A 22,624-nucleotide genomic window follows, 5' to 3' on the forward strand; every position below is an offset into this window, starting at 1 on the left:
CGCCCCCGGCGGCGGCCGGCCCGTCAGACCCAGTACGTGTCGTGGCGGAGCATGAACTCCGCCCGCTCCTCCGGCGTCATCTGCGCACCCCGGGCGAGCGTCCGGAAGTACTCCTCGCGCGGCCCGCCCGGCGCGAACATCAGCAGCATCGAGGCGTGGTCGCCGCCGCGGAACCCGTGCACCCCGCCCTCGGGGACGTAGAGGAAGTCGCCCGCGCCCGCGGTCACCCAGCTCCGCCCGTCGTAGAGCTCCACCTCGCCGCGCAGGACGTAGAACTGCTCGGAGATCGAGCGGTGGAAGTGCGGGCCGGGGCCGGACGCGTCGGCGCCGAAGGTCCACCGGTAGAGGCCGAACCGGCCGGTCGTCTGGTCCCCGGTGGCGAGGAACTCGCAGGTGATGCCGGCGGCCGAGACGGTGTCCGGCGGCGTGTCGGTGCGGCGCAGCCAGGCGGTGGCCTCGCCGGTGGTGCCGCGGTAGAGGTCGGGCGGGTAGTGGCGGTGCAGGGACACGGGTCCTGCTCCTCTCGTCGCCGGACGCCCATCGTGGCAGCGGACCGGTAGCGTCCGCCGGGTGCCGGACGCTGCGACGGAGCAGGTCGGGCGGCGGCTGGACGCCCTCACCTTCGGGCTGTTCACCGTCGCCCTGGGCACCAACGTCCCGACGCCGCTGCTGCTGGTCTACCGCCGCACCCTCGGGCTGTCCGACGCCGACCTCACCGCCGTCTTCGGCTGCTACGCGATCGGCCTGATCGCCGCGCTGACGGTGTCCGGGGCCGCCTCGGACCGGTTCGGCCGGCGCACCGTCGTCCTCCCGTTCGCGGTGCTGGCCGGGCTGGTCTCGCTGCTGTTCGTGCCCGCGGCCGAGCACCTGCCGCTGCTGTACGCGGGGCGGCTGCTGCAGGGCGCGGTGTCCGGCGTCGTGTTCTCGGTGGCCAACGCGTGGCTGCAGGACCTGGCCGGGCCCGCCGGCCAGCAGTCGGCGGCCACCCGCGGTGCGGTGTCGACGTCGCTGGGCTTCGCGATCGCGCCCGCGATGAGCGGGGTGCTCGCCGAGTACGGCCCGGCGCCGACGACGCTGCCCTACCTCGTGCACGTCGCCGTCCTGCTGGTGGGGCTGGCCGCGCTGCTGACCGTGCCGGAGACCGTGCGGGAGCGCCGGCCGGGCCGGCTGATGACCCTCGGCCTGCCGCCGGAGGCGCGGCGGCCGTTCCGCGCGGTGCTCGCGCCGACCGCCACGGGCGTGTTCGCCTTCCCCGCGGTGGCGGCGACCGTGCTGCCGCTGCTGGTGGTGCCCGACGGCGTCGGCGTCGCGTACGCCGGGCTGGTGGGCGGGCTGGCGCTGGCGGCGAGCGCGGTCGCGGCGCGGCTCGGGCGGCGGGCCGGGGGCGGCGGCGGTCCGCTCGGGATGACGCTCGGCGCCGTCGGCCTCGCCCTCGGCGTGGTGGCGGTGGCGACCACCTTCGAGCCGCTGCTGCTGCCGGCCGCGGCGCTGATGGGCGCCGGGGGCGGGCTGTGCCTGACGGCGGGGCTGACGCTGACCGCGCAGCTCGCGCCGCCGCACACCCGCGGGGCGATGAACAGCGCCTTCTACGCCTTCGCCTACGTCGGCTTCGGCACCCCGCTGCTGCTCGCGTGGCTGGGCTCGGTGTTCGGCACCGTCCCGGCACTGGCCGCGTTCGTGGCGGTGCCGCTCGCGCTCGCCGCCTGGCTGTGGTGGGAGCTGCGCTCCACCGCCCGGGGGTGAGATGCCAACCCTCGGCGGAATCTGCGGACAGGCTGCTGACCTGGGGATTCAGGCTGCGCGGGGCTCTCTGATCGACGAGACTTCGATCATGTGTTCGGGTGAGCTGAGTGGCGGGGACGTCCTCGACGACGTCGCCGCGGCGGTCGCCCGGCGCAACCGTGAGGACGCCCGGCTGACGCGCCTGGTCCGTGATGCGGCGAACCAGCAGGCGCCGGAGCGGGACGGGCTGAGGTCGATGGCCTCCTGGTTGCGCGGGCACTGCCGGCTGTCCACGGCGGAGGCGTCGCGGCTGGTGCGCAACGGCCGCGCGCTGGAACACCTGCCGGCGCTGGCCGAGGCGCACGACGCCGGTCTGGTGTCCGCCGAGCAGGTCGCCGTCGCGGCGACGGCGGTGACACCCGAGCGGCTGGTGACGGCTGCGGCGGCGGGGGTGGACCTGGCGGTCATCGACGCGGTCCTCACCGGCGTGGCGATCGAGCGCGCGCACGCCGACCTGGTGCAGGTGGTGCAGCACTACTGCACCGACCTCGACCCCGACGGGCCCGAACCCGACCCCACCGAGGGCCGGTCGTTGACGCTGTCCCGGCACGCCGACGGCTCGCTGGCCATCCGCGGCCACCTCGACGCGGTCGGCGGGGAGAAGCTGCAGACCGCCCTCGAGGCGCACGTGCAGGCCGACCGCCCCGCCGGGGACGAGCGCACCCGCGCCCAGCGCCTGGGGGACGCCCTGGTGCAGGTGGCCGACAACGTGCTGGCGTCCGGGAGCCTGCCGATGCTGCGCGGGCACAAGCCCCAGGTCGCTGTCGTGATCGACCTGGAGGACCTGGTCGACCCGCACGGCGGCCCGAACGCCGGGCGGATGGGCTTCGGCGCGACCATCTCCGCCGCCCGCGCCCGCTGGTTGGCCTGCGACGGCGCCGTCTCCCGGGTGGTGTTCGGCCCCGACGGCGCACCCCTCGACCTCGGCCGGGAGCAGCGGCTGATGAGCCGGCACATCCGCCGCGCCGCCGAACTCCGCGACGGCGGGTGCGTGTTCGCCGGCTGCGGCGCCCCGACGTGGTGGTGCGACGTGCACCACCTCGTGCACTGGATCGACGGCGGCGACACCAGCCTCGACAATCAGCCCTGCTGTGCGAGCGCCATCACACGAAGGTGCACCACGGCTTCCGCGTCGAACGACATCCGAGCGGCACTTGGCGCACCTACCGCCCGGACGGCACCGAGATCACCGTCCCCGCCCCACTCCTCGCCCCCGCCGCCTGACCGCCCGAGGTGGACGCGCGCCCGTGTCAGCCCAGCGAGCGGCTGCGCTGCTCCGCGCCGATCTCGCCGTAGGGGTAGTCGGCCCAGCCCGGGTCGCTGACGGCGTCGAGCCGCGCGGTCTCCTCCTCGGTGAGGACGAGGCCGGCGGCGCCCAGGTTGCCGCGCAGCTGCTCGGTCGTACGTGCCCCGAGGATCACCGAGCTGACGCCCGGCCGGGCCAGCAGCCAGGCGAGCGCCACCTGCGGCATCGTCACGCCGCGGGCCTCCGCGACGTCCTGCACCGCGGACAGCACGTCCCACGTCCGCTCCCGCGCGGCGACCCGGTCGTAGGCCTCCATCCCGCGCGCCGGGTCCTCGCCGAGCCGCGTCGCCCCGGCGGGCCGCTGGTCGCGGGTGTACTTGCCCGACAGCCACCCGCCGCCCAGCGGGCCCCAGGGCAGCAGCCCCAGGTCGTTGGCCAGGCAGGCGGGCACGATCTCGGCCTCGACGTCCCGCACCAGCAGGCTGTACGACGGCTGCAGGGTCACCGGGACGGCGAGGTGTGCGCGCTCGGCCACGTCCACGGCCCGCTGCACCTGCCAGCCGGTGAAGTTGGACAGCCCCGGGTAGCCGATCTCCCCCGCGGACACGGCGTCGTCCAGGAAGCGCAGCGTCTCCTCCAGCGGCGTGAGCGGGTCCCACGCGTGCAGCTGGTACAGGTCGACGGAGTCGACGCCGAGGCGGCGCAGCGAGTCGTGCAGCGCCCGGCGCAGGTGCCGGCGCGAGGTGCCGAGCGCGTTGGCGTCCTCGCCCATCGGGAAGCGGCCCTTGGTGGCGAGGACGACGCGGTCGCGGACGTCGGCCGGGCGCGAGGCCAGCCAGCGCCCCACGATCTCCTCGGACGCGCCGGCGGAGTAGACGTCGGCGGTGTCGACGAGCGTGCCGCCCGCCTCGACGAACACGTCGAGCTGCTCGTGCGCCCCCGCCTCGTCGGTCTCCGCGCCGAAGGTCATCGTGCCGAGCGCGAGGGAGGAGACGGCACAGCCGCTGCGGCCGAGGGTGCGCAGGTCCATGCGCCCAGCAAGCCACAGGACGCGACGCCGCGCGAGGTCAGCGCAGGGCCGGCACCTGGTTGGCCAGCTCCAGCAGCACGTCGGCGTGGCAGGGCTCGCCGGCGGGGCACCAGCAGGCGAGGTTGCGCCCGCGCAGCTGCCGGCGGGCCTGGGCGGCGAGGTCACCGGAGGCGGCCCAGCGGCGGAACCACTCGATCGCGGTGGCGCGGTCGGCGCAGCGGACGACGCGGCTGCCGTCCTCCTGCACCCCCGGCTCCCGCGCGGTCGGCAGCGGCCACGCGCTCTCGTCGTCGCCGGGCAGCCACAGGTAGGTCTCCCCCACCCGGAACGGGTTGCCCCAGCGCGAGGGCCGCGCGACGACGACGGTGTTCGGCGGCTTCCGCCAGCCGCGCGCCCGGGAGAGCTGCACACGCACCGGACCGGTCATGGGCCGATGCTGCCGCGCGGGTGTGACAGGACCGCGCCACCGCTCCCGGGGGCCCCCGTCCGGGGACACCCCCAGTGCGACCAGCGCTTTCGGGGGCGTCACCCGATGGTCCGCGCGCGGCGCCGTCGCGAGGCTCGAGCTGCCCGGCGGGTCCGAGGTCACGTCCCGCCTGGCTCCACCCCCGTGGCCCGACGACGAGGCGCCGTGTCCGCTCCCGAGTGCACCCTCGACCTCCCCCAGCCCTCCGCTCCGCCCCCTCCCCGCCGCGGTCCGGCGGCGCGCGTCCGGAGCTGGCTCGGCCGCCTGGCGCTGCGCCGCGTCCGCCGCCGCGGGCTGGACCTCTCCCGCCTGACGTTCCTCCCGGCCGCCGCGACGGTCCCGCTCCGGCGGGTCGACGTCGACCCGGTGCCCGAGCTCCGCGACGGCGGGCCGGTGCGGCGCCTGGACCTGCCGTTCGACCTCTCCGTGCTCCTGGTGACCGGCGCCGCGGAGGCCCGCGCGGTGCTCGCCGACCGCGACGGCTTCAGCACCGACGTCCGCCACCTGTTCAGCGGCACCGGCCCGGCCACGGCCGACGACGTCGGCGGCCTGGGGTTCACCGACCCGCCCGACCACACCCGGCTGCGCGGCCTGGTCGCCCCCGAGTTCACCCGGGCCCGCCTGCAGCGCCTCGAGCCGGCGATCGAGGCGACCGTGGCCCGGCAGCTCGACGAGCTGGCCGCGGCCGGACCGCCGGCCGACCTCGCCCGGCACGTCTCCGGCCCGGTCCCGATGCGGACCGTCTGCGACCTCCTCGGCCTCGACCGTCCCGACGAGCAGCTGGTCACCCGGCTGGCCACCCGGCGCTTCGACGCCGCCCGCGGCACCGCCGGCGCGTTCGGCGCGGTGTCCGCGCAGCGCCGGCTGCTGTTCGACGCGGTCGCGCGGCAGCGCCGGGACCCCGGCGACGGGCTGCTCGGGCGGATCGTCCGCGAGCACGGCGATGCCGTCTCCGACGCCGACCTGGCCGGCCTGGCGGACGGGATCGTCACCGGCGGGTTCGAGACGACGGCCTCGACGATCTCGCTCGGCACGCTGGTCCTGCTGCGCGACCCGGCCGCCGCGGCGCCGGTGCGCGAGGGCTCGCGCCGGGACGTCGAGACGGTGGTGGACGAGCTGCTGCGGCTGCTCTCGGTGGTGCAGGTGGCCTTCCCCCGCTTCGCCCGGCAGGACACCGAGGTCGCCGGGCACCGGCTGCGGGCCGGCGACGCCGTCCTGGTCTCGCTGAGCGCCGCCAACCGCGACCCGGCCTGGGCCGGCGCGCACCCCGGCGCGCTCGCCCCCGGGCGGCCGACCCGCGGCGGGCACCTCGCCTTCGGCCACGGCATCCACCGCTGCGTCGGCGCCGAGCTGGCCCGGCTGGAGCTGCGGATCGTCCTGCCCGCGCTGCTCCGGCGGTTCCCGGACCTCGCCCTCGCCGTCCCGCCCGAGCGGCTCGCCTTCCGCCGGCTGTCGTTCGTGTACGGCGTCGACGCGCTCCCGGTGACGTTCTGACTCAGCCGGCCGGGTCGGCCCGCAGCAGCGCGGCGCCCGGGACGACGAGGCGGCGCACGTGCGCGTCGACGTCGTCCGGGCCGGGGGCCGGCTCGCCGAAGTCGAGGGCGCCGATCGCGTAGAAGTCCGTCGTCGCGGTGACGCACTGCCAGCGCCAGGCGAGCTCGCGCGCGTCCAGGTGCGGGAGCAGCGGCGCGAGGGCGGCGCAGTACCGCCCGGCCGTCGCGCGCACCGCCGCCGCGCCGTTGGCCTCCCAGCGGTCCGGGGACTGGTCGAAGATCCGGGTGAACACCCGCGCGGCGTACCGGCCCCGGCCCGCGCAGCGCAGCGCCACGATCGGCCGCACCCAGCCGTCGACGAGCGCCTCCACGCCGGCGTCCCCGCCCAGGCCCGCCAGCACCCGCTCCCGGTCGGCGACGACACCGTCCACCACCCGGCGCTCCACCGCGGCGACCAGCCCGTCCTTGCCGCCGAAGTAGTAGCCGACCGCGGCGGCGTTGGCGACGCCGGCCCGCCGCAGCACGTCACGCACCGAGGTGCCCGCCGCACCGGCGGTCGCGAGCAGCTCCTCGGCCGCGTCCAGCAACCGTGCGGGGGTTGCGGTCCCGGTCACGGCCCCTCCATCCTGGGTCACCGCCCTGAGACGGGCGTATCAGGCGATCGTCTGGAGCCACAGCATGCCCGACGCTCGAGGAGTCCGGGGCGGGCTCGGCGCGCTGCTCGCCGTCATGTGCGCGGCCCTGGCCCTGGTCATCGGCGCCGGCTCGTCGCTGGCCCTGGCCCTGCCGGAGCTCGCCCGCGCCACCGGCGCCACCCAGACCGAGCTGACCTGGGCGGTCAACGTCTACGCCCTGACGTTCGCCGCGCTGCTGCTGCCGCTGGGCATCGCCGCCGACCGCTTCGGCCGGCGCGGCGCGCTGCTGCTCGGGCTCGCGGTGTTCGCCGCCTGCAGCGCGGCGTCCGGGCTGGTCACCGACCCGGTCCAGCTGGTCGTGCTGCGCGGCCTGGCCGGCGTCGGGGCGGCGGCGGTCATGCCGGCCACGCTGTCGGTGCTCGTCGACGCCTACCCCGCCGAGCGCCGCGCCGCAGCGATCGGCGTGTGGGCCGCGGTCTCCGGCGCGGGCGCGCTGCTCGGGCTGGTGCTCGCCGGCGTGCTGCTCGAGTTCGCCTGGTGGGGCAGCGTGCAGGTGGCGTTCGGCGCGCTGTCCGGGCTGGTGCTGCTGCTGTGCCTGGTCGTCGTCCCGGCGTCGCGGAACCCGGACCTGCCGCTGGACCCGCTCGGCGGGCTCCTCGCCCTCGCCGGCCTGGGCGGCGTCGTCTGGGGCGTCATCGAGGGTCCCGAGCGCGGGTGGACCGACCGGACGACGCTCACCGCCCTCGCCGCCGGCGGGCTGTGCCTGCTCCTGTTCACCGTGCACGAGCTGCGCAGCCGGCACCCCATGCTCGACGTCCGGCTGTTCCGCCACCGCGGCCTGTCCGCCGGCAGCATCGCCGTCTTCCTGCAGTTCTTCGCCGCCTTCGGGCTGTTCTTCCTCGCGCCGCAGTGGCTGCAGTACGTGCACGGCCTCTCGCCCCTGCAGGCGGCGCTGTGGCTGGCGCCGATGGCGCTGGGCATCGGCCCGACCGCGCAGCTCGCGCCCGTGCTGCTGCGCCGGCTCGGCGCCCGCACCGTCGCGGCGTGGGGGCTGGCCCAGATGGGCGCCGCGCTGTTCCTGCTCGCCCGCCAGGCCGACGGCGACGCGCCGCTGTGGCACTTCGCCGCGGCGCTGTTCGTGTTCGGGGTCGGCTTCGGCCTGGCCCTCACCCCGGGCACGGCGCTGATCATCGAGGGGCTGCCCGCCGACCGGCGCACGCTCGCCGCGGCGGTCAACGACGTGACCCGCGAGGTGGGCGGCGCCCTCGGCGGCGCGGTGGCGGCCAGCGTGCTGCTCGCCGTCTACCGGGACGAGCTGGTCCCCGTGGTCTCCGGCCTGCCCGCGCAGGCGCGCGAGTGGGCCGGGGCGGGGCTGGCGCAGGCGGTCGAGGTGGCCGGCCGGTCGGGTGCCGACGGCGCCGCGGTGGCCGGCGGGGCCCGGGACGCGTTCGGCGCGGGCTACGCCACCGCGCTGCTGATCGGTGCCGCGGTGCTGCTCGGCGGCGCGCTGCTGTGCGGCGTGCTCGCGCCCTCCCGGCACACGGCCCAGCACCGTGCCGGGCGGGCGGGCCCGGTCGCGCCGCCGCGCCGGCCGGTCGTGAGCGTGGCGCGGGTGTCCGTGGCGGTGCCGACCCGCCGCCTGCCCCGCGGCGTGGAGGCGCTGCTGGCCGGCGGCGTGGTGCTGGGCGTGTTCGGCGGGGTCGTCCTGCTCACCCACACGCTGTCGCGGGCCATCGACGCCCCCATGGCGGGCACCGCCCCCGCGGCGCTCACCGGGGCGCCGCAGACCGCCCGGCCCCAGCAGTCCCGCGCCCCGGCCGCGGTCGTGCCCCCGGCCCTGACCGAGACCCCCGAGCAGACTCCGGAGACGACGGCCGCCGCACCCACCAGGACGCCGACGACCCCGGCGCCCACCACGCCCCCGGCGCCCACCACGCCCCCGGCCGCCACCACGACGACGCCGACGGCCGGGCCCACTCCCGCACCGGCGGAGACGACCACCCCGACGGCGGAGACCACGACGCCACCGGCCCCGACCACGACGCCCGCCGAGACCACGGCGCCCGCCCCGACCACGACGCCCGCCGAGACCACGGCGCCCGCCCCGACCACGGCGCCCGCCCCGACCACGGCGCCCGCCCCGACCACGGCGCCGGCCGAGACCTCGGCGAGCAGCGGCACCACGACCCCCGGCGGCACGACCACCGGGGAGACGACCACCGACGCCCCGGCCAGCCCCTGAGCCGGATCCGGCAGGACCGCTGCGGTCCCCGGCAGGGACACCCCTGTCGCGGCACGGCGCGGCGACCGATCCTGGGGCATGGACATCCTGACCCCGAGCACGGCGGGCCGGGTCCGGCGGGCGGTGACCCGCTACTGGCAGGCCCAGGTGCACCTGTGGGAGACGTACCTGTCCGCGGACGGCTGGGACCCGGATCCCGGGGCCCCCGCGCCCGAGGACGAGGTCCTGCACTGGGTGGGGCGGCGGCTGGTCGGCAGCGTCCTGCCGGACGAGCCGCGCTGACTCACTCCCCCGCGGTGAGCGCGGCCAGCTCGACCACGGCGCCCACCAGCGCCGCGCCGTCGAGCAGGACGAGGTCGTTGTGGTCCGCGCCGGGGACCTCCACCAGCCGGTGGAGACCGGCGGCCGCGCCGGCCACCCGCCGGCTCTGCGCCGGCGGCACGATCGTGTCCGCGGTGCCGAGGACGACCGTCGTCGGCACCCGCACCCGGGCGACCCGCTCGGCGACCGGGTAGCGGTCGCGCAGCAGCAGCCGCACCGGCAGGAACGGGTAGTGCTCGGCGCCGACGGCGGCCAGGTCGGTGAACGGCGACCGGAGCACCAGCCCGGCGGGCGGGTGCTCCTCGGCCAGCTCGGTCACCACCGCCGCCCCCAGGCTCTCGCCGTAGTAGAGGAGCCGGCCGGCGGGCACGCCGGCCTCCTCGAGCAGCCAGGTCCGCGCCGCCCGGACGTCGAGTGCCAGGCCCTCCTCGCTCGGGCTGCCCGGGTTGCCGCCGTAGCCGCGGTAGTCGAACAGCAGCACCGCCAGCCCGGCGTCCGCCAGCGCCCGGGCCAGCGGCGCGCGCAGCCCGCGGTGCCCGCCGTTGCCGTTCGCCACCAGGACGGCGGGTGCGCCGGCGTCCGGCCCGGGGACGAACCAGGCGCCCAGGGTCAGGCCGTCGGCGGTGGTCAGCCCGACGTCCCGGGCGCCGGGGACCGCGACGGCCGCGGCCGGCAGGGGGCCGTCGTCGGGGAGGTAGACGAGGCGCCGCTGGAACGTCCACAGCAGGCCCACGACCACAGCCAACAGGACGACGACGACCAGCGCCGCCCGCGGTCCGGAGCGCACGACCCGATGGTCGCGGACGGCCTGCACCGCCACCCTCCCGGACCGGATGGCGGCCGCGGGACACACCCGGGGAGGGTCCGTGACCGGTAGCGTCGGGGCGGACCGGAGGAGGTCCCGTTCCCACACACCGCGGACGCTGCGCCGAAACCCACCTCGGATGCCCCTGCCGGGGCGACGAGACCGTCCACGAGCGACGCGCGAGTGAGATGCGCGACGCGCGGGCCCGGTCCGGCGAACCGGTGGACTGCCCCGAGTGCGGCTCCCTCACCACACCGCTGTCCCTGCTCACCTGGGGGAACTGCCGGGTCTGCCGCACGGCGCAGTCCCGGCTGACCGACCCGCTCCGCTGGTGACGACGGCGGGACGGCCGCCGTCCCCCCGCCGGGAGCCGGTACAGTCCCCTCCGGTCGCTGTCGTGCCTCTGCTTCGTTCTCGGACGTCCGCAGTCGTCTCTGCCTGACGTTCCTCTCGGTCCTGCCGGTCGGTGCGGCGACCCGGCGCCGGCACCTGCCGGACCGACACCCCAGCACGGAAGAGAGAACGACATGACCCAGGGCACCGTGAAGTGGTTCAACGCGGAGAAGGGCTTCGGCTTCATCGAGCAGGACGGCGGCGGCCCCGACGTCTTCTGCCACTTCTCGGCGATCAGCGGCTCCGGCTACCGGTCGCTGGACGAGGCGCAGCGCGTCGAGTTCGACGTCACCCAGGGCCAGAAGGGCCCCCAGGCGGAGAACGTCCGCGCGATCTGAGCACCACCGGGAGCACGCGGCGCGACCGCGCCGCGTCCTCCCGCCGCACCACCACGGACCCCCACGGCCCCCGGCCGCGGGGGTCCCGTCGTCCCCGGGCCCGCAACCGGACCGCGGGACGCCCGGCGGGCACGCCCCCGTGTGAGAGTGGCGGCCATGTACCTGCTGCTCGAGTACTCCCTCGCCGACGACTACCTGGAGCGGCGGGCGGCGCTGCGGGAGGACCACCTCGCGCTCGCCCGCGCGGCGCACGAGCGGGGTGAGCTGCTGCTGGCCGGCGCGCTGCCCGACCCGTTCGACCGGGCCGTGCTGGTCTGGACGGTCGACCGCGAGGTCGTGGAGCGCTTCGCCGAGTCCGACCCGTACGTCGTCCACGGCCTGGTGACCGGCTGGACGGTCCGGCCGTGGAACGTCGTCGTCGGGGGGCAGGAGTCGTGAGCGGCTTCCCGACCGTCGCCGAGCTCGCCGCCGAGGAGGAGGAGCTGCGGTTCCCGACCTTCACCAACGACGACGCCTGGGACCTCGGCTCGGCGCTCGTGGCCACCGCCCGCCGCGCCGACGCGCCGGTCGCGGTCGAGATCCGGCGCAACGGGCACCGGCTGTTCTCCGCCGCCCTGACCGGCGCGACCCCGGACAACGCGGACTGGATCGCGCGCAAGGCCCGGACCGTGCACCGCTTCGGGCACAGCTCGCTGTACGTCCGGCAGTCGTGGATCGAGCGCGGCACCACCTTCGAGGAGTCCTCCGGGCTGGACCCGCGGCGCTACGCCGCGCACGGCGGCGCCGTGCCAGTGCTCGTGCGCGACGTCGGCCCGGTCGGCGTCGTGGTGGTGTCCGGCCTGCCCCAGCTGGAGGACCACCGGATGGTCGTCGCGGCGATCCGGGCGCACCTCGGCCGCTGATACGGGTCGGTACTGGTACCTGTGGGCTCCGTGTCACAGGATGTGCACCGTCGTCGGCGACGAGGCCGGCGACGGCACCCCGGAGGGGCTGAGGACGTGACGGTGCGCAGTGCGGTCCGCTGGGCCGCGACACACGGCGCGATGCGGCTGGCGATCCAGGCGCGGGCCCGGGCCGGCAACCCCGACGCCGAGGTCCTCCGCGACCCGGTGGTGCGCGAGGACCCCTACGCCCACTACGAGCGGCTGCGCACGCCCGCGCCGTTCGCCGGCGGCGCGTTCGCGCGGGTCAGCGTGCACCACGACGTCTGCACCGACGTCCTGCGCAGCGACGACTTCGGCCAGATCGGCGGCAACCGCACCGAGGGCCTGCCGCCGGTGCTGCGGCTGGCGCTGCGCCTGGCCGGCCCGCGGCCCAGCGTCGGGCCGATCGACCCGCCGTCGATGCTCGCCGTCGACCCGCCCGACCACACCCGCTACCGCCGGCTGGTCAGCCGCGCCTTCACCGCCCGGGCGGTGGCCCGGCTGCGCGAGCGCACCGGCGAGATCGCGCACGACCTGCTCGACGACCTCGAGCGCGAGGCCGCGGCCACCGGCGGGCGGGCCGACCTCGTCGCCCGCTACGCCAGCCTGCTGCCGGTCACGGTCATCTCCGAGGTGCTCGGCGTCCCGGTGGCCATGCGCGAGCAGTTCCTCGCCTGGGCCGACGGCGCCACGCCGAGCCTGGACATGGGCCTGTCCTGGCGCACCCACCGCGAGGTCGAGCGCAACCTCGGCGAGCTCGACGCCTGGTTCCGCGGCCACCTGCGCCGGCTGCGCCGCGAGCCCGGCGAGGACCTGCTGTCGAACCTCGTCACCACGGCCGACGACGACGGCGCCGCGCTCACCGAGCAGGAGCTCATGGCCACCGCCGCGCTGGTGTTCGGCGCCGGCTTCGAGACGACGGTCAACCTGGTGAGCAACGGCGCCGCGCTGCTGTTCGCCCACCCCGACCAGCGCCGGCTGCTCGCCGAGGACCCGTCGCTGTGGCCGAACGCCGTCGACGAGGTGCTGCGGCTGGAGTCGCCGGTGCAGCGGACCGGCCGGCGGGCCAGGCGGGCCACCGAGGTGCACGGCGTGCCGATCGCCGAGGGCGACCTGGTGCTGCTCGTCCTCGCCGCGGCCAACCGCGACCCGCGGGTGTTCGACGACCCGCACGTCTTCGACGTCACCCGCCGCAACGCCCGCGACCACGTCGCGTTCTCCAGCGGCATCCACTTCTGCCTGGGCGCCGCCCTGGCGCGGATGGAGGGCGAGGTGGCGCTGCAGGCGCTGTTCGAGCGGTTCCCCGACCTCGCCGCCGCCGGCGCCGGGCACCGCCGGAGCACGGTCATCCTGCGCGGCTGGGAGTCGCTGCCGGTCTCCCTCACCCCGGCGCGGTCCCCCGCCGCCGACCTCGCCCGCTGAGGAGGCCGCGTAGCGTGCCGCCGGTGGAGACCCCGTTGCGCACCTGGGCCGGCAACCTCACCTACCGCGCCGCGCGGGTGCACCGGCCGCGGACGGTGGCCGAGGTGCAGGAGGTCGTCGCCGGCAGCGAGCGGGTCAAGGCGCTGGGCTCCCGGCACTGCTTCAACGACATCGCCGACACGACCGCCGACCTCGTGGTCCTCGACGACCTGGACACCGGGGTCGAGGTCGCCCGGGCCGACGACGACGGCGGCGTGCTGTGGGTACCGGCCGGGATGCGCTACAGCGAGCTGGTGCGCGAGCTGGCCGGCTCCGGGCGGGCGCTGCACAACCTGGCGTCGCTGCCGCACATCACCGTCGCCGGCGCCACCGCCACCGGCACCCACGGCTCGGGGAACCGCAACGGCTCGCTCGCGACGTCGGTCGCGGGGCTGGAGCTGGTGCGCTCCGACGGCGCGGTCGTCGTCCTCGGCGAGGACGACGCCGACCTGCCCGGCGCGGTCGTGCACCTGGGCGCGCTCGGCGTCGTCACCCGGGTGGCGCTGCGGTTCCAGCCGACCTTCGACGTCGCCAACACCGTGTACGTCGACATGACCTGGGACCGGCTGTTCGCCGACCTCGACGCCGTCGCCGACGCCGCCTACAGCGTCAGCGTCTTCACCGACTGGCACCGGGTCACCTCGGTGTGGGTCAAGTCCCGGCCCGAGGACCCCGCCGCACCCGAGGACTTCTTCGGCGCCCGCGCGGCCACCGAGCCGACGCACATGCTCCCGGACACCCCGGTCGAGAACCTCACCCAGCAGCTCGGCGTCCCCGGCGAGTGGCACGAGCGGCTCCCGCACTTCCGCGCCGAGTTCACCCCGAGCAAGGGCGACGAGCTGCAGAGCGAGTGGTTCGTCCCCCGCCGGCACGGCCGCGCCGCCGTCGAGGCGCTGCGCGGGCTCGCCGACCGGGTCGCGCCGCTGCTGCAGGTCAGCGAGATCCGCACCGTCGCCGGCGACGAGCTGTGGCTGAGCCCGGCGTCCGGCGGCGACGTCATGGCGCTGCACTTCACCTGGCTGCCCGACCAGCCCGCCGTCACCGCGGTGCTGCCGGCGATCGAGGCCGCGCTGCGCCCGTTCAGCGCCCGCCCGCACTGGGGCAAGCTGTTCACCACGGAGGCCGCGGAGCTGGCCGGGCTCTACCCGCGGATGGCCGACTTCCGGGCGCTGGTGCGCCGCTACGACCCGCGCGGCGCGTTCCGCAACGACTACCTGGACCGCACGGTCGCCGCGTTCGCCTGACCGCTCAGCCCAGCTCGCGCAGCCGGCCGGCGAGGAACTCCCGCTCGACGGCGTTCTCGGTCAGCAGCAGCGCCTCGGTGTACGCGTCGCGGGCCTCGGCCACCCGGCCGAGGCGACGCAGCAGGTCCGCGCGGGCCGCCGGCAGGTAGCCGTAGCCGGCCAGCTGCGGCTCGGCGGCCAGTTCGTCGAGGGCGGCCAGGCCCGCCGCGGGCCCGGACGCGAACCCGACGGCGACCGCCCGGTTGAGCGCCACCACCGGTGAGGGCCACACCGCGGTGAGGACGCCGTAGAGCGCGGCGATCTCCGCCCAGTCGGTGTCGGCCCACGACGGCGACTCGGCGTGCACCGCGGCGATCGCCGCCTGCAGCGCGTACCGCGACGGCGGCCGGGCGCGCAGCGCCTCGCGGACCAGCGCGACGCCCTCGGCGATGGCGGCCCGGTCCCAGCGCGTGCGGTCCTGCTCCTCGAGCAGCAGCAGCCGGCCGTCGGCGCCGGTGCGCGTCTCGCGGCGGGCGTCGGTGAGCAGCAGCAGCGCGAGCAGCCCGGCCACCGCCGGGTCGCCCGGCAGCAGCCGGCGCAGCATCCGGGCCAGCCCGACCGCGCGCTCCACCAGGTCCCGGCGCACCAGGTCCTCCCCGGCCGGGGTGGTGTGGCCGGTGGTGAACAGCAGGTGCACCACCGACAGGACGGCGTCGACCCGCTCGGGCAGCTCCGCGGCCGGCGGCACCCGGTACGGGATGCGGGCGACGGCGATCTTCTTCTTGGCGCGGGTGATCCGCGCGGCCATCGTCGCCGTCGGGACGAGGAAGGCGCGGGCGACCTCGGCGGTGCTCAGCCCGCACACCAGGCGCAGGGTGAGCGCCACCTGCGCCGGGCGGTCCAGCGCGGGGTGGCAGCAGGTGACCACCAGCCGCAGCCGGTCGTCGGGGTAGCCGTGCGCCTCGTCGACGAGGGCAGGCGCGATCCCGCCGTCGACACGGTCCTCCTCGACGAGCAAGGGCAGGTGCCGGCGCTCGACGCCGTGGTGCCGCAGCACGTTGAGCGCCCGCCGCCGCGCCGTCGTGGTCAGCCAGGCGCCGGGCCGGGCGGGGACGCCGTGCGCGGCCCAGTCGGTCAGCGCCGCGGCGAAGGCGTCCTGGACGCACTCCTCGGCGAGGTCGAGGTCGCGGGTGACGCGCACCGTCGCGGCGAGCACGAAGGCCCACTCGCGACGGTGCGCGTCGGCGACCGCGGCCGCGACGGCGGGGCCGAGGGGGCCGGCGGTCGGGGAGGACACCGGTCAGTCGAAGGTCATCACCGGGCGGACCTCGACGCCGCCGAAGCGGGCCGGCACCGTCCGCGCGACGGCCAGCGCGGTGTCGAGGTCGGGGGCGTCGATGAGGTAGTAGCCGCCGAGGGCCTCCTTGGTCTCGGCGAACGGGCCGTCGGTGACCTCGCCGCCGCGCACGCTGGTCGCCGTCGTCGTCGGCTCCAGCGCCTCGCCGCCGAGCAGCTTCGCGCCGTGCCGCTCCACACCCGCGGAGAAGGCGTCGTGCTCGGCCGTGATCTCGCCGTAGACGTCGGGGGTCGCGGTGGCGTACTGCGCCTCGTCCTCGTAGATCAGGACCAGGTACTTCGTCATGGTGTCCTCCGGGCTCCGGGGGCCCGCCTGCCGGGCCCTCCACCTCTACGACACGCAGCACCGCACCAGATCGACAGTTCCCGCGGAAGGACTTCGCGCCGCCCCGTCTCCGGCATGATCTGACAACCGGACGGCCGGGTTCCGCGAATGTTCTGACGGTGCGCGACGCGGCGGGGAGTCCGTAACGTCACTGTCAGCAGTCAGGGCGTACCCGTCCGTCACGCACGGGTCGCGCCACCTCCGAGACCCCGAGGAGCTCCCCGTGCCGTTCTCCCGCCTCAGCCTGATCACCGAGTCCTCCGCGCAGCCCGACGCCCTCGCCGGCTCGGCCTGGAGCGTCCTGTCCGGCGGCGACGCCACCTGGCGGCTGGACGCGCTGTGCGCCGAGACCGACCCCGAGGCCTTCTTCCCGGAGAAGGGCGGCTCGACCCGCGAGGCCAAGCGCGTGTGCGCCGGCTGCGACGTCCGCACCGAGTGCCTGGAGTACGCGCTGGCCAACGACGAGCGCTTCGGCATCTGGGGCGGGCTGTCCGAGCGCGAGCGCCGGCGGGTGCGCCTGGCCCGCCGCAGCATGCCGCTCAGCGCCTGACGGCCCGAGCGGGGCGGCGCCGGACCCGCGGGTTACGGTCCGACGCCGGACCACCGCCCGACGAAGGAGCCGCCCGTGGCCGAGGTCGTGCTGTTCCACCACGCACTGGGGCTGACGCCCGGCGTCACGGCGTTCGCCGACGACCTGCGCGCGGCCGGGCACACGGTGCACACCCCCGACCTGTTCGAGGGCCGCACGTTCGGCTCGGTCGGGGACGGCGTCGCCCACGCGCGGGAGGTCGGCCTCGGCGAGGTGGTGGACCGCGGCGCCCGCGCCGTGGCGGACCTCCCCGAGGACCTGGTCTACGCGGGCATGTCGCTCGGCGTGCTCCCGGCGCAGCGGCTGGCGCAGACCCGGCCCGGCGCCCGCGGCGCGGTGCTCCTCTACTCGTGCCTCCCGGCGGAGGAGTTCGGCTCCTGGCCGGCCGGCGTCCCGGTGCAGGTGCACGGCATGGACGCCGACCCGCTGTTCGTCGACGAGGGCGACCTCGACGCCGCCCGGGCGCTCGCGGAGCAGGCCGACGACGCCGAGGTGTTCCTCTACCCCGGCGACCGGCACTACTTCGCCGACCGCACGCTGCCCTCCCACGACCCGGAGGCGGCCGCGCTGCTCACCCGCCGGGTGCTCGACCTGCTGGCGCGCGCGTGAGCTCGCCGGAGGTGGCCGCCGCGCGGGTGCAGGCGGTCCTCGACATCCCGCTGCACCGGCACCTGGGCATGCAGCTGCGCGACCCCGCCGATCCGACCGCCGGCATCTGGTTCCCCGTCGGCGCCGCCGCGCAGAACCAGGCCGCGCTGCTGCACGGCGGCGTCGTCTACACCTTCCTCGACGTCGCGGCCTTCCTCGCGCTGCTGCCCTCCCTGGGCGACGGCGAGCACGCGGTCACCCACGACCTCACCGCGTCGCTGCTGCGGCCGGTGCGCGCCGGCGCGCGGGTCGACGTCACCGGCTCGGTGCTGCGCCGCGGCCGCGCGGTGGCGTTCCTGCGCTCCGAGGCGACGGTGGACGGCGCCCTCGTCGCCTCGGCGCAGGTCACCAAGACGATCGTCCCGGCGGGCCGGCCGGGCTGACGGGGCTCACCAGAGCGACATCGAGCGGCGGAAGATGCCGGCGACGTCCTCGGCGGTGACCTCCCGCGGGCAGGTGGCCAGCAGCCGCTGCTGCTTCATCGTGCCCTCGACGAGGTCGTCGACGTCGCCCTCGTCGAAGCCGACCGCGGCGATGCCGTTGGGGATGTCGATGTCGCGCATCAGGTCGGTGAGCACGGTGGGCAGGAACTCGGCCGGGTCGTCGGGCTGCCCGGCGTTGGGGGCGAGCAGCTGCGCGGCCCGGACGTGCCGCTCCGGCGACGCCTCGAAGGTGAACCGGAAGGCCTCCGGCGCGGTCAGCGCCACCGACATGCCGTGCGGCACCATCGGCTCGCCGGCCGGGTAGTCCTTCGGGTGGAAGTCCTTCACCTGCCCGGCGATCGGGTAGGCGTTGGCGTGCGGGACGTGCACCCCGGCGTTGCCGAAGCCCATGCCGGCGAAGGTGGCGGCCATCGCCATGTCCCCCCGCGCCTGCGTGTCGTCGCCGTGCCGCACCGCCCGCCGGAAGGAGCCGGCCAGCAACGAGAGCGCCTTCTCCGACCACATGTCCGAGATCGGGTTGGACCCGCAGTAGGGCACCCGCTGCTCGGGGGCCTTGCGGTCGTAGGTCGTGTACCAGCGCGCGGTGTAGCTCTCCAGCGCGTGGCACAGGATGTCCATCCCGGCCGCGGCGGTGACCCCGGGCGGCTGGGTGACGGTGAGGTCGGGGTCGATGACGGCGAGGGTGGGCCGCAGCCGCGCGTGGCTGATGCCGGTCTTCACCCGCTGCGCCAGCACGTCCATCACGCAGATCGTCGTGCTCTCCGACCCGGTGCCGGTCGTCGTCGGGACGGCGACCAGCGGCTTGAGCTGCTCGGTCGGCGCCTGCCCCTTCCCCACCGGCACGTTGACGTAGTCCAGCAGCTCGCCGGGGTTGGTGGTGAGCAGGTTGATCGCCTTGGCGGTGTCGATGCTCGACCCGCCGCCGACGGCGACGAACGCGTCCCACGGCCCGGAGTCGCGGGCCGCCTCGATCGCCTCGGTCAGGCTGACGTCGGTCGGCTCGACGTGCACGCCGTCGTAGATCCGCGCCTCGATGCCGAAGCGGCCCATCTGGTCGGCGACCCGCTGCGGCAGGCCGGTGGCCGACACGCCGGCGTCGGTGACCACCAGGACCCGCCGCACGCCGAAGCGGCTGAGGTCGTACCCGATCTCCTCCGACGCCCCGCTGCCGAACTTCAGCTGCGGCGCCCCGTAGGTGAACACGGACTCGGCGGTCATGTCGGCCTCCTCGGCTCGGGCGGATCCCGGTTGCACGGATCGTTGCACCCTCCTTGTGGCCGGGACCACAGCGAGGCAGGGTCGGGTGCGCCCACCAACCTTCCCCCTGGAGGTCAGCCGTGACCGCAGAACCCGAGACCACCGCCGTCCCCGCCCTCGACGACCTGCTCGCCGACTCCCCCACCAACTGGGGCAAGTGGGGCGACGACGACGAGGTCGGCGCCCTCAACTACCTCGGCCCCGAGCAGGTGCTGGCCGCCGTCGGGCTGGTCCGGCAGGGCAAGGTCTTCACGCTGCAGCGGCTGATCGGCGACCCGAAGGGCGACCCCGTGTGGCCCGGCCGCTCCCCCGCCGAGCGCACCCAGATCCTCGACGAGTCCACCTGGGACTCCGACGACGCGCCGCAGTACCCCGGCGGCCTGCACTACGCCGACGACAAGATCAACGCCTTCCTGCAGGGCTCCACGCAGTACGACGGCCTCGGCCACGTCTGGTACGGCGGCAAGATCTGGAACGGCTACGACGCCCGCACCACCGTCGGCGGGCTGGACAAGGCCAGCGTCGAGCCGATCGCCCAGCGCGGCGTCGTCGGCCGTGGCGTGCTGCTCGACATGGCGCGCTTCCGCGGCAAGCCCACCCTCGACAAGGGCGAGACGTTCACCCACGAGGACCTGCTGGCCTGCGCGAAGGAGCAGGGCGTGGAGATCCGGAAGCGGGACATCCTGATCATCCGGACCAACTTCCTGCAGCTGTTCTTCGAGCAGGGCGACGCCTTCTACGACGGCTTCAACGAGCCCGGCCTGGTCTACAGCCCGGAGCTGGTGCAGTGGTTCCAGGACATGGAGATCCCCAACCTGGTCACCGACACGATCGCCAACGAGGTCACCACCGACCCGAACAACGGCGTCGCGCTGGTGCTGCACAACGCGCTCATGCGCAACCTCGGCGTCACCCTCACCGAGATCGCCGACCTGGAGGCGCTGGCCGCCGACTCGGCCGAGGACGGGCAGTACGAGGGCCTCTACGTCGCCGCGCCGCTCAAGGTGCACAAGGGCAGCGGCTCGCCGGTCAACCCCGTCGTCCTCAAGTGAGGCCCTCGTGAGCGTCTACGACGACCGCCCCTGGTTGGCGCTCTACGGCGACCAGCCGCCGGACTACGACATCGAGTTCGGCGACGCGCTGTCGATGTTCCGCGCCGGCGTGCAGCGCGACCCCGACGGCGACGCGCTGCGGTACTTCGACGGCACCGTCGTCCGCCGGGACCTCGACGCCCTGACTGACGCGATGGCCGCCGGGCTGCTGGAGTCGGGCTTCCGGCCGGGTGACCGGCTGGCGGTCTACCTGCAGAACGTGCCGCAGTTCGTCATGGCCATGGTCGCCACCTGGAAGGCCGGCGGCGTCATGGTGTCGATCAACCCGATGAGCCGGGCGCGGGAGCTGTCCTACCTGCTGGCCGACTCCGGCGCGACGGTGCTGCTGTGCCTGGACACCCTCTACGACGAGGTCGCCCGCGACGTCGTCCCGGGCACCGACGTCCGCCTGGTGCTCACCACCAGCGGGCTGGACCTGCAGACCCGCGACGACGAGCGGCTGTTCGCCGGCGTCACCCGGCAGCGGCACGAGGGCACCACCGACCTGCTCGAGTTCGTCGAGCGGTACCGCGGGCAGACCCCGCCGCCGGTGGAGCTCGGCCCCGACGACGTCGCGTTCCTGACCTACACGTCGGGGACGACGGGCGTGCCCAAGGGCGCGATGAACACCCACCGCAACGTCGTGTTCACGGCGCAGGTCTACCGGGACTGGGTGCACGCCGGGCGGGACGGCGCGATCTTCGGCATCGCGCCGCTGTTCCACATCACCGGCCTGATCGGCCACGTGGCGGTGAGCATGCTGGTGCCGGCGCCGCTGGTGCTGGCCTACCGGTTCGAGCCGCAGGTGGTGCTCGACGCGTTCCTCGAGCACCGGCCGACGTTCACCATCGGCGCGATCACCGCGTTCAGCGCGCTGCTCAACGCCCCGGGGTTCTCCAAGGAGCACTTCGACTCGTTCACGTCGATCTACTCCGGCGGGGCGGCGATCTCCCCGGCCGCGGAGCGCGGGTTCTTCGAGGCCACCGGCAAGCAGGTGCACAACGCCTACGGCCTCACCGAGACGACGTCGCCGATGACGGTGACGCCGTTCGGGTCACCCTCGCCGGTGGACCCGACCTCGGGCGCGCTGTCGGTCGGCGTGCCGGCGCCGAACACGATCGTCCGCATCCAGGGCGACGACGGGCAGGACCTGCCGCTCGGCGAGGTCGGCGAGATCGTGGCCGAGGGCCCGCAGGTGGTGGCCGGTTACTGGGGCAAGCCCGAGGAGACGGCGGCCAACCTGCCCGGCGGGGCGCTCAGGAGCGGCGACGTCGGCTTCATGGACCCGCAGGGCTGGGTGTTCATCGTCGACCGCAAGAAGGACATGATCAACGCGTCGGGCTACAAGGTGTGGCCGCGCGAGGTCGAGGACGTCCTGGCCGAGCACCCCGCCGTCCGCGAGTCCGCCGTCGTCGGGGTGCCCGACGAGAAGCGCGGGGAGACGGTCAAGGCGTTCGTCAGCCTGAAGCCGGGGGCCGGCACCACCCCGGAGGAGCTGATCGCGCACTGCAGGGAGCGGATGGCCGCCTACAAGTACCCGCGCAGCGTGGTCGTGCTCGACGAACTGCCGAAGACGGTCACCGGCAAGATCCTCCGCCGCGAGCTGCGGGGGACCTGACCCCGGCCGGGTCCCCGCTCCCCCCCGGGGCGGGGACCCGGTCACCGCACCGGCGCGCCCGGCCGGCGCGCCCGCGCGGGACGGGCGGCCCGGATCCCGGCCGCGCCGGTGCCCACGACCGCGACCAGCAGGGCCACCCAGGCCCACAGCCACGGGTCGCCGGCCTCGACGTCCCGGCGGTACCAGAGCACCACCACGAGCTCGAGCGCACCGAACACGGTGTAGGTGACCGCCGCGACCCCCAGCCGGTCCAGGTCCCGCTCCCGGACCGACAGCGCCGCGGCGAACCCGAGGGCGAGCAGCCAGGCGCCGATCACCTGCGAGCTCAGCGGCGTGATCTCCCACGGCCAGAACGACGCGACGGTCTCCACGTGGTGGTGCACGGTGAGCCCGCCGGCGAACAGGACCCCGCCCGCCGCGGCCAGCAGCACCCCCTCGACGAGCAGCAGCCCGGTCAGCCGGGCCGGCATCGGCAGCCGCACGGGCAGGCGCCCGCCCCGGCGGACCTCCTGCCCGAGGACCACCGCCAGGCACAGCGCCGGGACGACGAGGTAGACGGCCAGCCAGATCCAGGCCGCCGCCCGGGCGACCGGCCCGCCGGTGAGCAGGTGCAGCCGGTGGGTGTGGATCAGCGTCGCGGCGCAGGTGAGGACGGTGAACAGGGTGACCGTGAGCACCGGGACCCGGATCCGGCTCCACCGGTCCTCCCGGAGGGAGAGCACCGACAGCACCGCGCCGGCGGTGTAGGCGGCGCCGAGGAACGCGGCGGTCGCCTCGGTGCGGATCGACCAGGCCCAGAAGCGGTCGGCGACGTCGGCGAGCAGGAGCAGCTCGGAGACGGCGAGCAGGGTGAGCCCCAGGAAGGCCGTCAGCAGCCACCGGGTACCCGGGCGGACCTCCTCGGCGGGGTCCGGCGTCCGCGGTGCGACGGGTTCCATC

General features: G+C 75.9%; 23 protein-coding genes and 1 pseudogene. 15 read left to right on the forward strand and 9 right to left on the reverse strand.

All coding sequences use genetic code 11. The features are described 5' to 3' along the window. Positions 1–23: 23 nt before the first annotated feature. A complete protein-coding gene (locus ACI79B_RS10460) occupies positions 24–509 on the reverse strand; it encodes a cupin domain-containing protein (protein ID WP_456927253.1) in 486 nt (161 codons plus the stop codon). Between the two features lie 61 nt (positions 510–570). Here ACI79B_RS10460 and ACI79B_RS10465 point away from each other — a divergent pair, with 61 nt between their 5' ends. Both ACI79B_RS10465 and ACI79B_RS10470 read left to right on the forward strand, forming a co-directional pair. Then, positions 571–1,743, forward strand: coding sequence for an MFS transporter (locus ACI79B_RS10465; RefSeq protein ID WP_456927254.1), 1,173 nt, complete (start codon positions 571–573; stop codon positions 1,741–1,743). Between the two features lie 88 nt (positions 1,744–1,831). Beyond that, positions 1,832–3,106, forward strand: coding sequence for a DUF222 domain-containing protein (locus tag ACI79B_RS10470; RefSeq protein WP_456927255.1), 1,275 nt, complete (start codon positions 1,832–1,834; stop codon positions 3,104–3,106). Here ACI79B_RS10470 and ACI79B_RS10475 read toward each other — a convergent pair. After that, positions 3,033–4,058: an aldo/keto reductase gene (locus ACI79B_RS10475; RefSeq protein ID WP_456927256.1), complete on the reverse strand. Its 1,026-nt coding sequence runs from the start codon at positions 4,056–4,058 to the stop codon at positions 3,033–3,035. The genes ACI79B_RS10470 and ACI79B_RS10475 overlap by 74 nt on opposite strands. A gap of 37 nt (positions 4,059–4,095) precedes the next feature. After that, entirely contained in the window at positions 4,096–4,485 is a 390-nt protein-coding gene (locus ACI79B_RS10480) for a DUF4326 domain-containing protein (RefSeq protein ID WP_456927257.1), read from the reverse strand. A 204-nt stretch (positions 4,486–4,689) separates the two neighbouring features. Here ACI79B_RS10480 and ACI79B_RS10485 point away from each other — a divergent pair, with 204 nt between their 5' ends. Continuing rightward, entirely contained in the window at positions 4,690–6,018 is a 1,329-nt protein-coding gene (locus ACI79B_RS10485; RefSeq protein WP_456927258.1) for a cytochrome P450, read from the forward strand. Position 6,019: 1 nt separating this feature from the next. Here ACI79B_RS10485 and ACI79B_RS10490 read toward each other — a convergent pair whose 3' ends face one another. After that, a complete protein-coding gene (locus ACI79B_RS10490) occupies positions 6,020–6,631 on the reverse strand; it encodes a TetR/AcrR family transcriptional regulator (protein WP_456927259.1) in 612 nt (203 codons plus the stop codon). Positions 6,632–6,695: 64 nt separating this feature from the next. Here ACI79B_RS10490 and ACI79B_RS10495 point away from each other — a divergent pair, with 64 nt between their 5' ends. Together ACI79B_RS10495 and ACI79B_RS10500 are read left to right on the forward strand one after the other, a co-directional pair. Then, the gene (locus ACI79B_RS10495) at positions 6,696–8,894 is read left to right on the forward strand and encodes an MFS transporter (protein WP_456927260.1); all 2,199 of its coding nucleotides are present in this window, start codon (positions 6,696–6,698) and stop codon (positions 8,892–8,894) included. Between the two features lie 78 nt (positions 8,895–8,972). Next, the gene (locus ACI79B_RS10500) at positions 8,973–9,176 is read left to right on the forward strand and encodes a hypothetical protein (RefSeq protein ID WP_456927261.1); all 204 of its coding nucleotides are present in this window, start codon (positions 8,973–8,975) and stop codon (positions 9,174–9,176) included. Position 9,177: 1 nt separating this feature from the next. On the opposite strand, the gene ACI79B_RS10505 is transcribed toward ACI79B_RS10500, so the two are convergent. After that, the gene (locus ACI79B_RS10505) at positions 9,178–10,002 is read right to left on the reverse strand and encodes an alpha/beta hydrolase (protein WP_456927262.1); all 825 of its coding nucleotides are present in this window, start codon (positions 10,000–10,002) and stop codon (positions 9,178–9,180) included. Positions 10,003–10,547: 545 nt separating this feature from the next. On the opposite strand from ACI79B_RS10505, the gene ACI79B_RS10510 reads away from it, so the two are divergent. The 5 genes from ACI79B_RS10510 to ACI79B_RS10530 all read left to right on the forward strand — a co-directional run bounded on the left by ACI79B_RS10510 (position 10,548) and on the right by ACI79B_RS10530 (position 14,379). Further along, positions 10,548–10,751 (forward strand): cold-shock protein, encoded by a 204-nt coding sequence (locus ACI79B_RS10510; protein WP_012948522.1) that lies wholly within the window; start codon positions 10,548–10,550, stop codon positions 10,749–10,751. 156 nt (positions 10,752–10,907) lie between these two features. Then, the gene (locus tag ACI79B_RS10515) at positions 10,908–11,189 is read left to right on the forward strand and encodes a YciI-like protein (RefSeq protein WP_456927263.1); all 282 of its coding nucleotides are present in this window, start codon (positions 10,908–10,910) and stop codon (positions 11,187–11,189) included. After that, positions 11,186–11,653, forward strand: coding sequence for a heme-degrading domain-containing protein (locus tag ACI79B_RS10520; protein ID WP_456927264.1), 468 nt, complete (start codon positions 11,186–11,188; stop codon positions 11,651–11,653). Before ACI79B_RS10515 ends, ACI79B_RS10520 begins: the two co-directional genes overlap by 4 nt. A 102-nt stretch (positions 11,654–11,755) precedes the next feature. Further along, complete coding sequence (locus ACI79B_RS10525; protein ID WP_456927265.1) at positions 11,756–13,096, forward strand: cytochrome P450; 1,341 nt, start codon at positions 11,756–11,758, stop codon at positions 13,094–13,096. Between the two features lie 23 nt (positions 13,097–13,119). Next, positions 13,120–14,379, forward strand: a complete 1,260-nt coding sequence (locus ACI79B_RS10530; protein ID WP_456927266.1) for a D-arabinono-1,4-lactone oxidase — start codon at positions 13,120–13,122, stop codon at positions 14,377–14,379. A gap of 4 nt (positions 14,380–14,383) precedes the next feature. Here the strand turns inward: ACI79B_RS10530 and ACI79B_RS10535 are convergent, their stop codons facing one another. Beyond that, positions 14,384–15,655, reverse strand: a complete 1,272-nt coding sequence (locus tag ACI79B_RS10535) for an RNA polymerase sigma factor (protein ID WP_456927267.1) — start codon at positions 15,653–15,655, stop codon at positions 14,384–14,386. Positions 15,656–15,658: 3 nt separating this feature from the next. Continuing rightward, entirely contained in the window at positions 15,659–16,000 is a 342-nt protein-coding gene (locus ACI79B_RS10540; RefSeq protein WP_456927268.1) for a YciI family protein, read from the reverse strand. A gap of 262 nt (positions 16,001–16,262) precedes the next feature. On the opposite strand from ACI79B_RS10540, the gene ACI79B_RS10545 reads away from it, so the two are divergent. The 3 genes and pseudogenes from ACI79B_RS10545 to ACI79B_RS10555 all read left to right on the forward strand — a co-directional run bounded on the left by ACI79B_RS10545 (position 16,263) and on the right by ACI79B_RS10555 (position 17,659). Next, entirely contained in the window at positions 16,263–16,589 is a 327-nt protein-coding gene (locus tag ACI79B_RS10545) for a WhiB family transcriptional regulator (protein ID WP_456927269.1), read from the forward strand. Between the two features lie 69 nt (positions 16,590–16,658). Continuing rightward, a pseudogene (locus ACI79B_RS10550) lies at positions 16,659–17,237 on the forward strand (dienelactone hydrolase family protein); the annotation flags it as partial. Beyond that, positions 17,234–17,659 carry a PaaI family thioesterase gene (locus ACI79B_RS10555; RefSeq protein ID WP_456927270.1) on the forward strand — a complete coding sequence of 142 codons (426 nt, stop codon included), beginning with the start codon at positions 17,234–17,236 and terminating at the stop codon, positions 17,657–17,659. The pseudogene ACI79B_RS10550 and the gene ACI79B_RS10555, both read left to right, overlap by 4 nt. 6 nt (positions 17,660–17,665) lie before the next feature. Here the strand turns inward: ACI79B_RS10555 and ACI79B_RS10560 are convergent, their stop codons facing one another. After that, the gene (locus ACI79B_RS10560) at positions 17,666–18,937 is read right to left on the reverse strand and encodes a hydroxyacid-oxoacid transhydrogenase (protein WP_456927271.1); all 1,272 of its coding nucleotides are present in this window, start codon (positions 18,935–18,937) and stop codon (positions 17,666–17,668) included. Between the two features lie 119 nt (positions 18,938–19,056). Between ACI79B_RS10560 and ACI79B_RS10565 the strand changes: the two genes are divergently transcribed. Beyond that, positions 19,057–20,028 (forward strand): cyclase family protein, encoded by a 972-nt coding sequence (locus ACI79B_RS10565; protein ID WP_456927272.1) that lies wholly within the window; start codon positions 19,057–19,059, stop codon positions 20,026–20,028. A gap of 7 nt (positions 20,029–20,035) precedes the next feature. Continuing rightward, positions 20,036–21,685 carry an AMP-binding protein gene (locus ACI79B_RS10570; protein WP_456927273.1) on the forward strand — a complete coding sequence of 550 codons (1,650 nt, stop codon included), beginning with the start codon at positions 20,036–20,038 and terminating at the stop codon, positions 21,683–21,685. Between the two features lie 41 nt (positions 21,686–21,726). On the opposite strand, the gene ACI79B_RS10575 is transcribed toward ACI79B_RS10570, so the two are convergent. Then, positions 21,727–22,623 carry a hypothetical protein gene (locus tag ACI79B_RS10575; protein WP_456927274.1) on the reverse strand — a complete coding sequence of 299 codons (897 nt, stop codon included), beginning with the start codon at positions 22,621–22,623 and terminating at the stop codon, positions 21,727–21,729. Between the last annotated feature and the right edge of the window lies 1 nt (position 22,624).

It is taken from the genome of Geodermatophilus sp. SYSU D00879 (assembly GCF_054050375.1).

Excerpts from the sequence above, each read along its gene's own strand:
- ACI79B_RS10470 (WP_456927255.1), top strand. The coding sequence starts at position 1,832 with ATGTGTTCGGGTGAGCTGAGTGGCGGGGACGTCCTCGACGACGTCGCC.
- ACI79B_RS10475 (WP_456927256.1), bottom strand. The coding sequence starts at position 4,058 with ATGGACCTGCGCACCCTCGGCCGCAGCGGCTGTGCCGTCTCCTCCCTC.
- ACI79B_RS10480 (WP_456927257.1), bottom strand. The coding sequence starts at position 4,485 with ATGACCGGTCCGGTGCGTGTGCAGCTCTCCCGGGCGCGCGGCTGGCGG.
- ACI79B_RS10495 (WP_456927260.1), top strand. The coding sequence starts at position 6,696 with ATGCCCGACGCTCGAGGAGTCCGGGGCGGGCTCGGCGCGCTGCTCGCC.
- ACI79B_RS10500 (WP_456927261.1), top strand. The coding sequence starts at position 8,973 with ATGGACATCCTGACCCCGAGCACGGCGGGCCGGGTCCGGCGGGCGGTG.
- ACI79B_RS10510 (WP_012948522.1), top strand. The coding sequence starts at position 10,548 with ATGACCCAGGGCACCGTGAAGTGGTTCAACGCGGAGAAGGGCTTCGGC.
- ACI79B_RS10515 (WP_456927263.1), top strand. The coding sequence starts at position 10,908 with ATGTACCTGCTGCTCGAGTACTCCCTCGCCGACGACTACCTGGAGCGG.
- ACI79B_RS10540 (WP_456927268.1), bottom strand. The coding sequence starts at position 16,000 with ATGACGAAGTACCTGGTCCTGATCTACGAGGACGAGGCGCAGTACGCC.
- ACI79B_RS10560 (WP_456927271.1), bottom strand. The coding sequence starts at position 18,937 with ATGACCGCCGAGTCCGTGTTCACCTACGGGGCGCCGCAGCTGAAGTTC.
- ACI79B_RS10575 (WP_456927274.1), bottom strand. The coding sequence starts at position 22,623 with ATGGAACCCGTCGCACCGCGGACGCCGGACCCCGCCGAGGAGGTCCGC.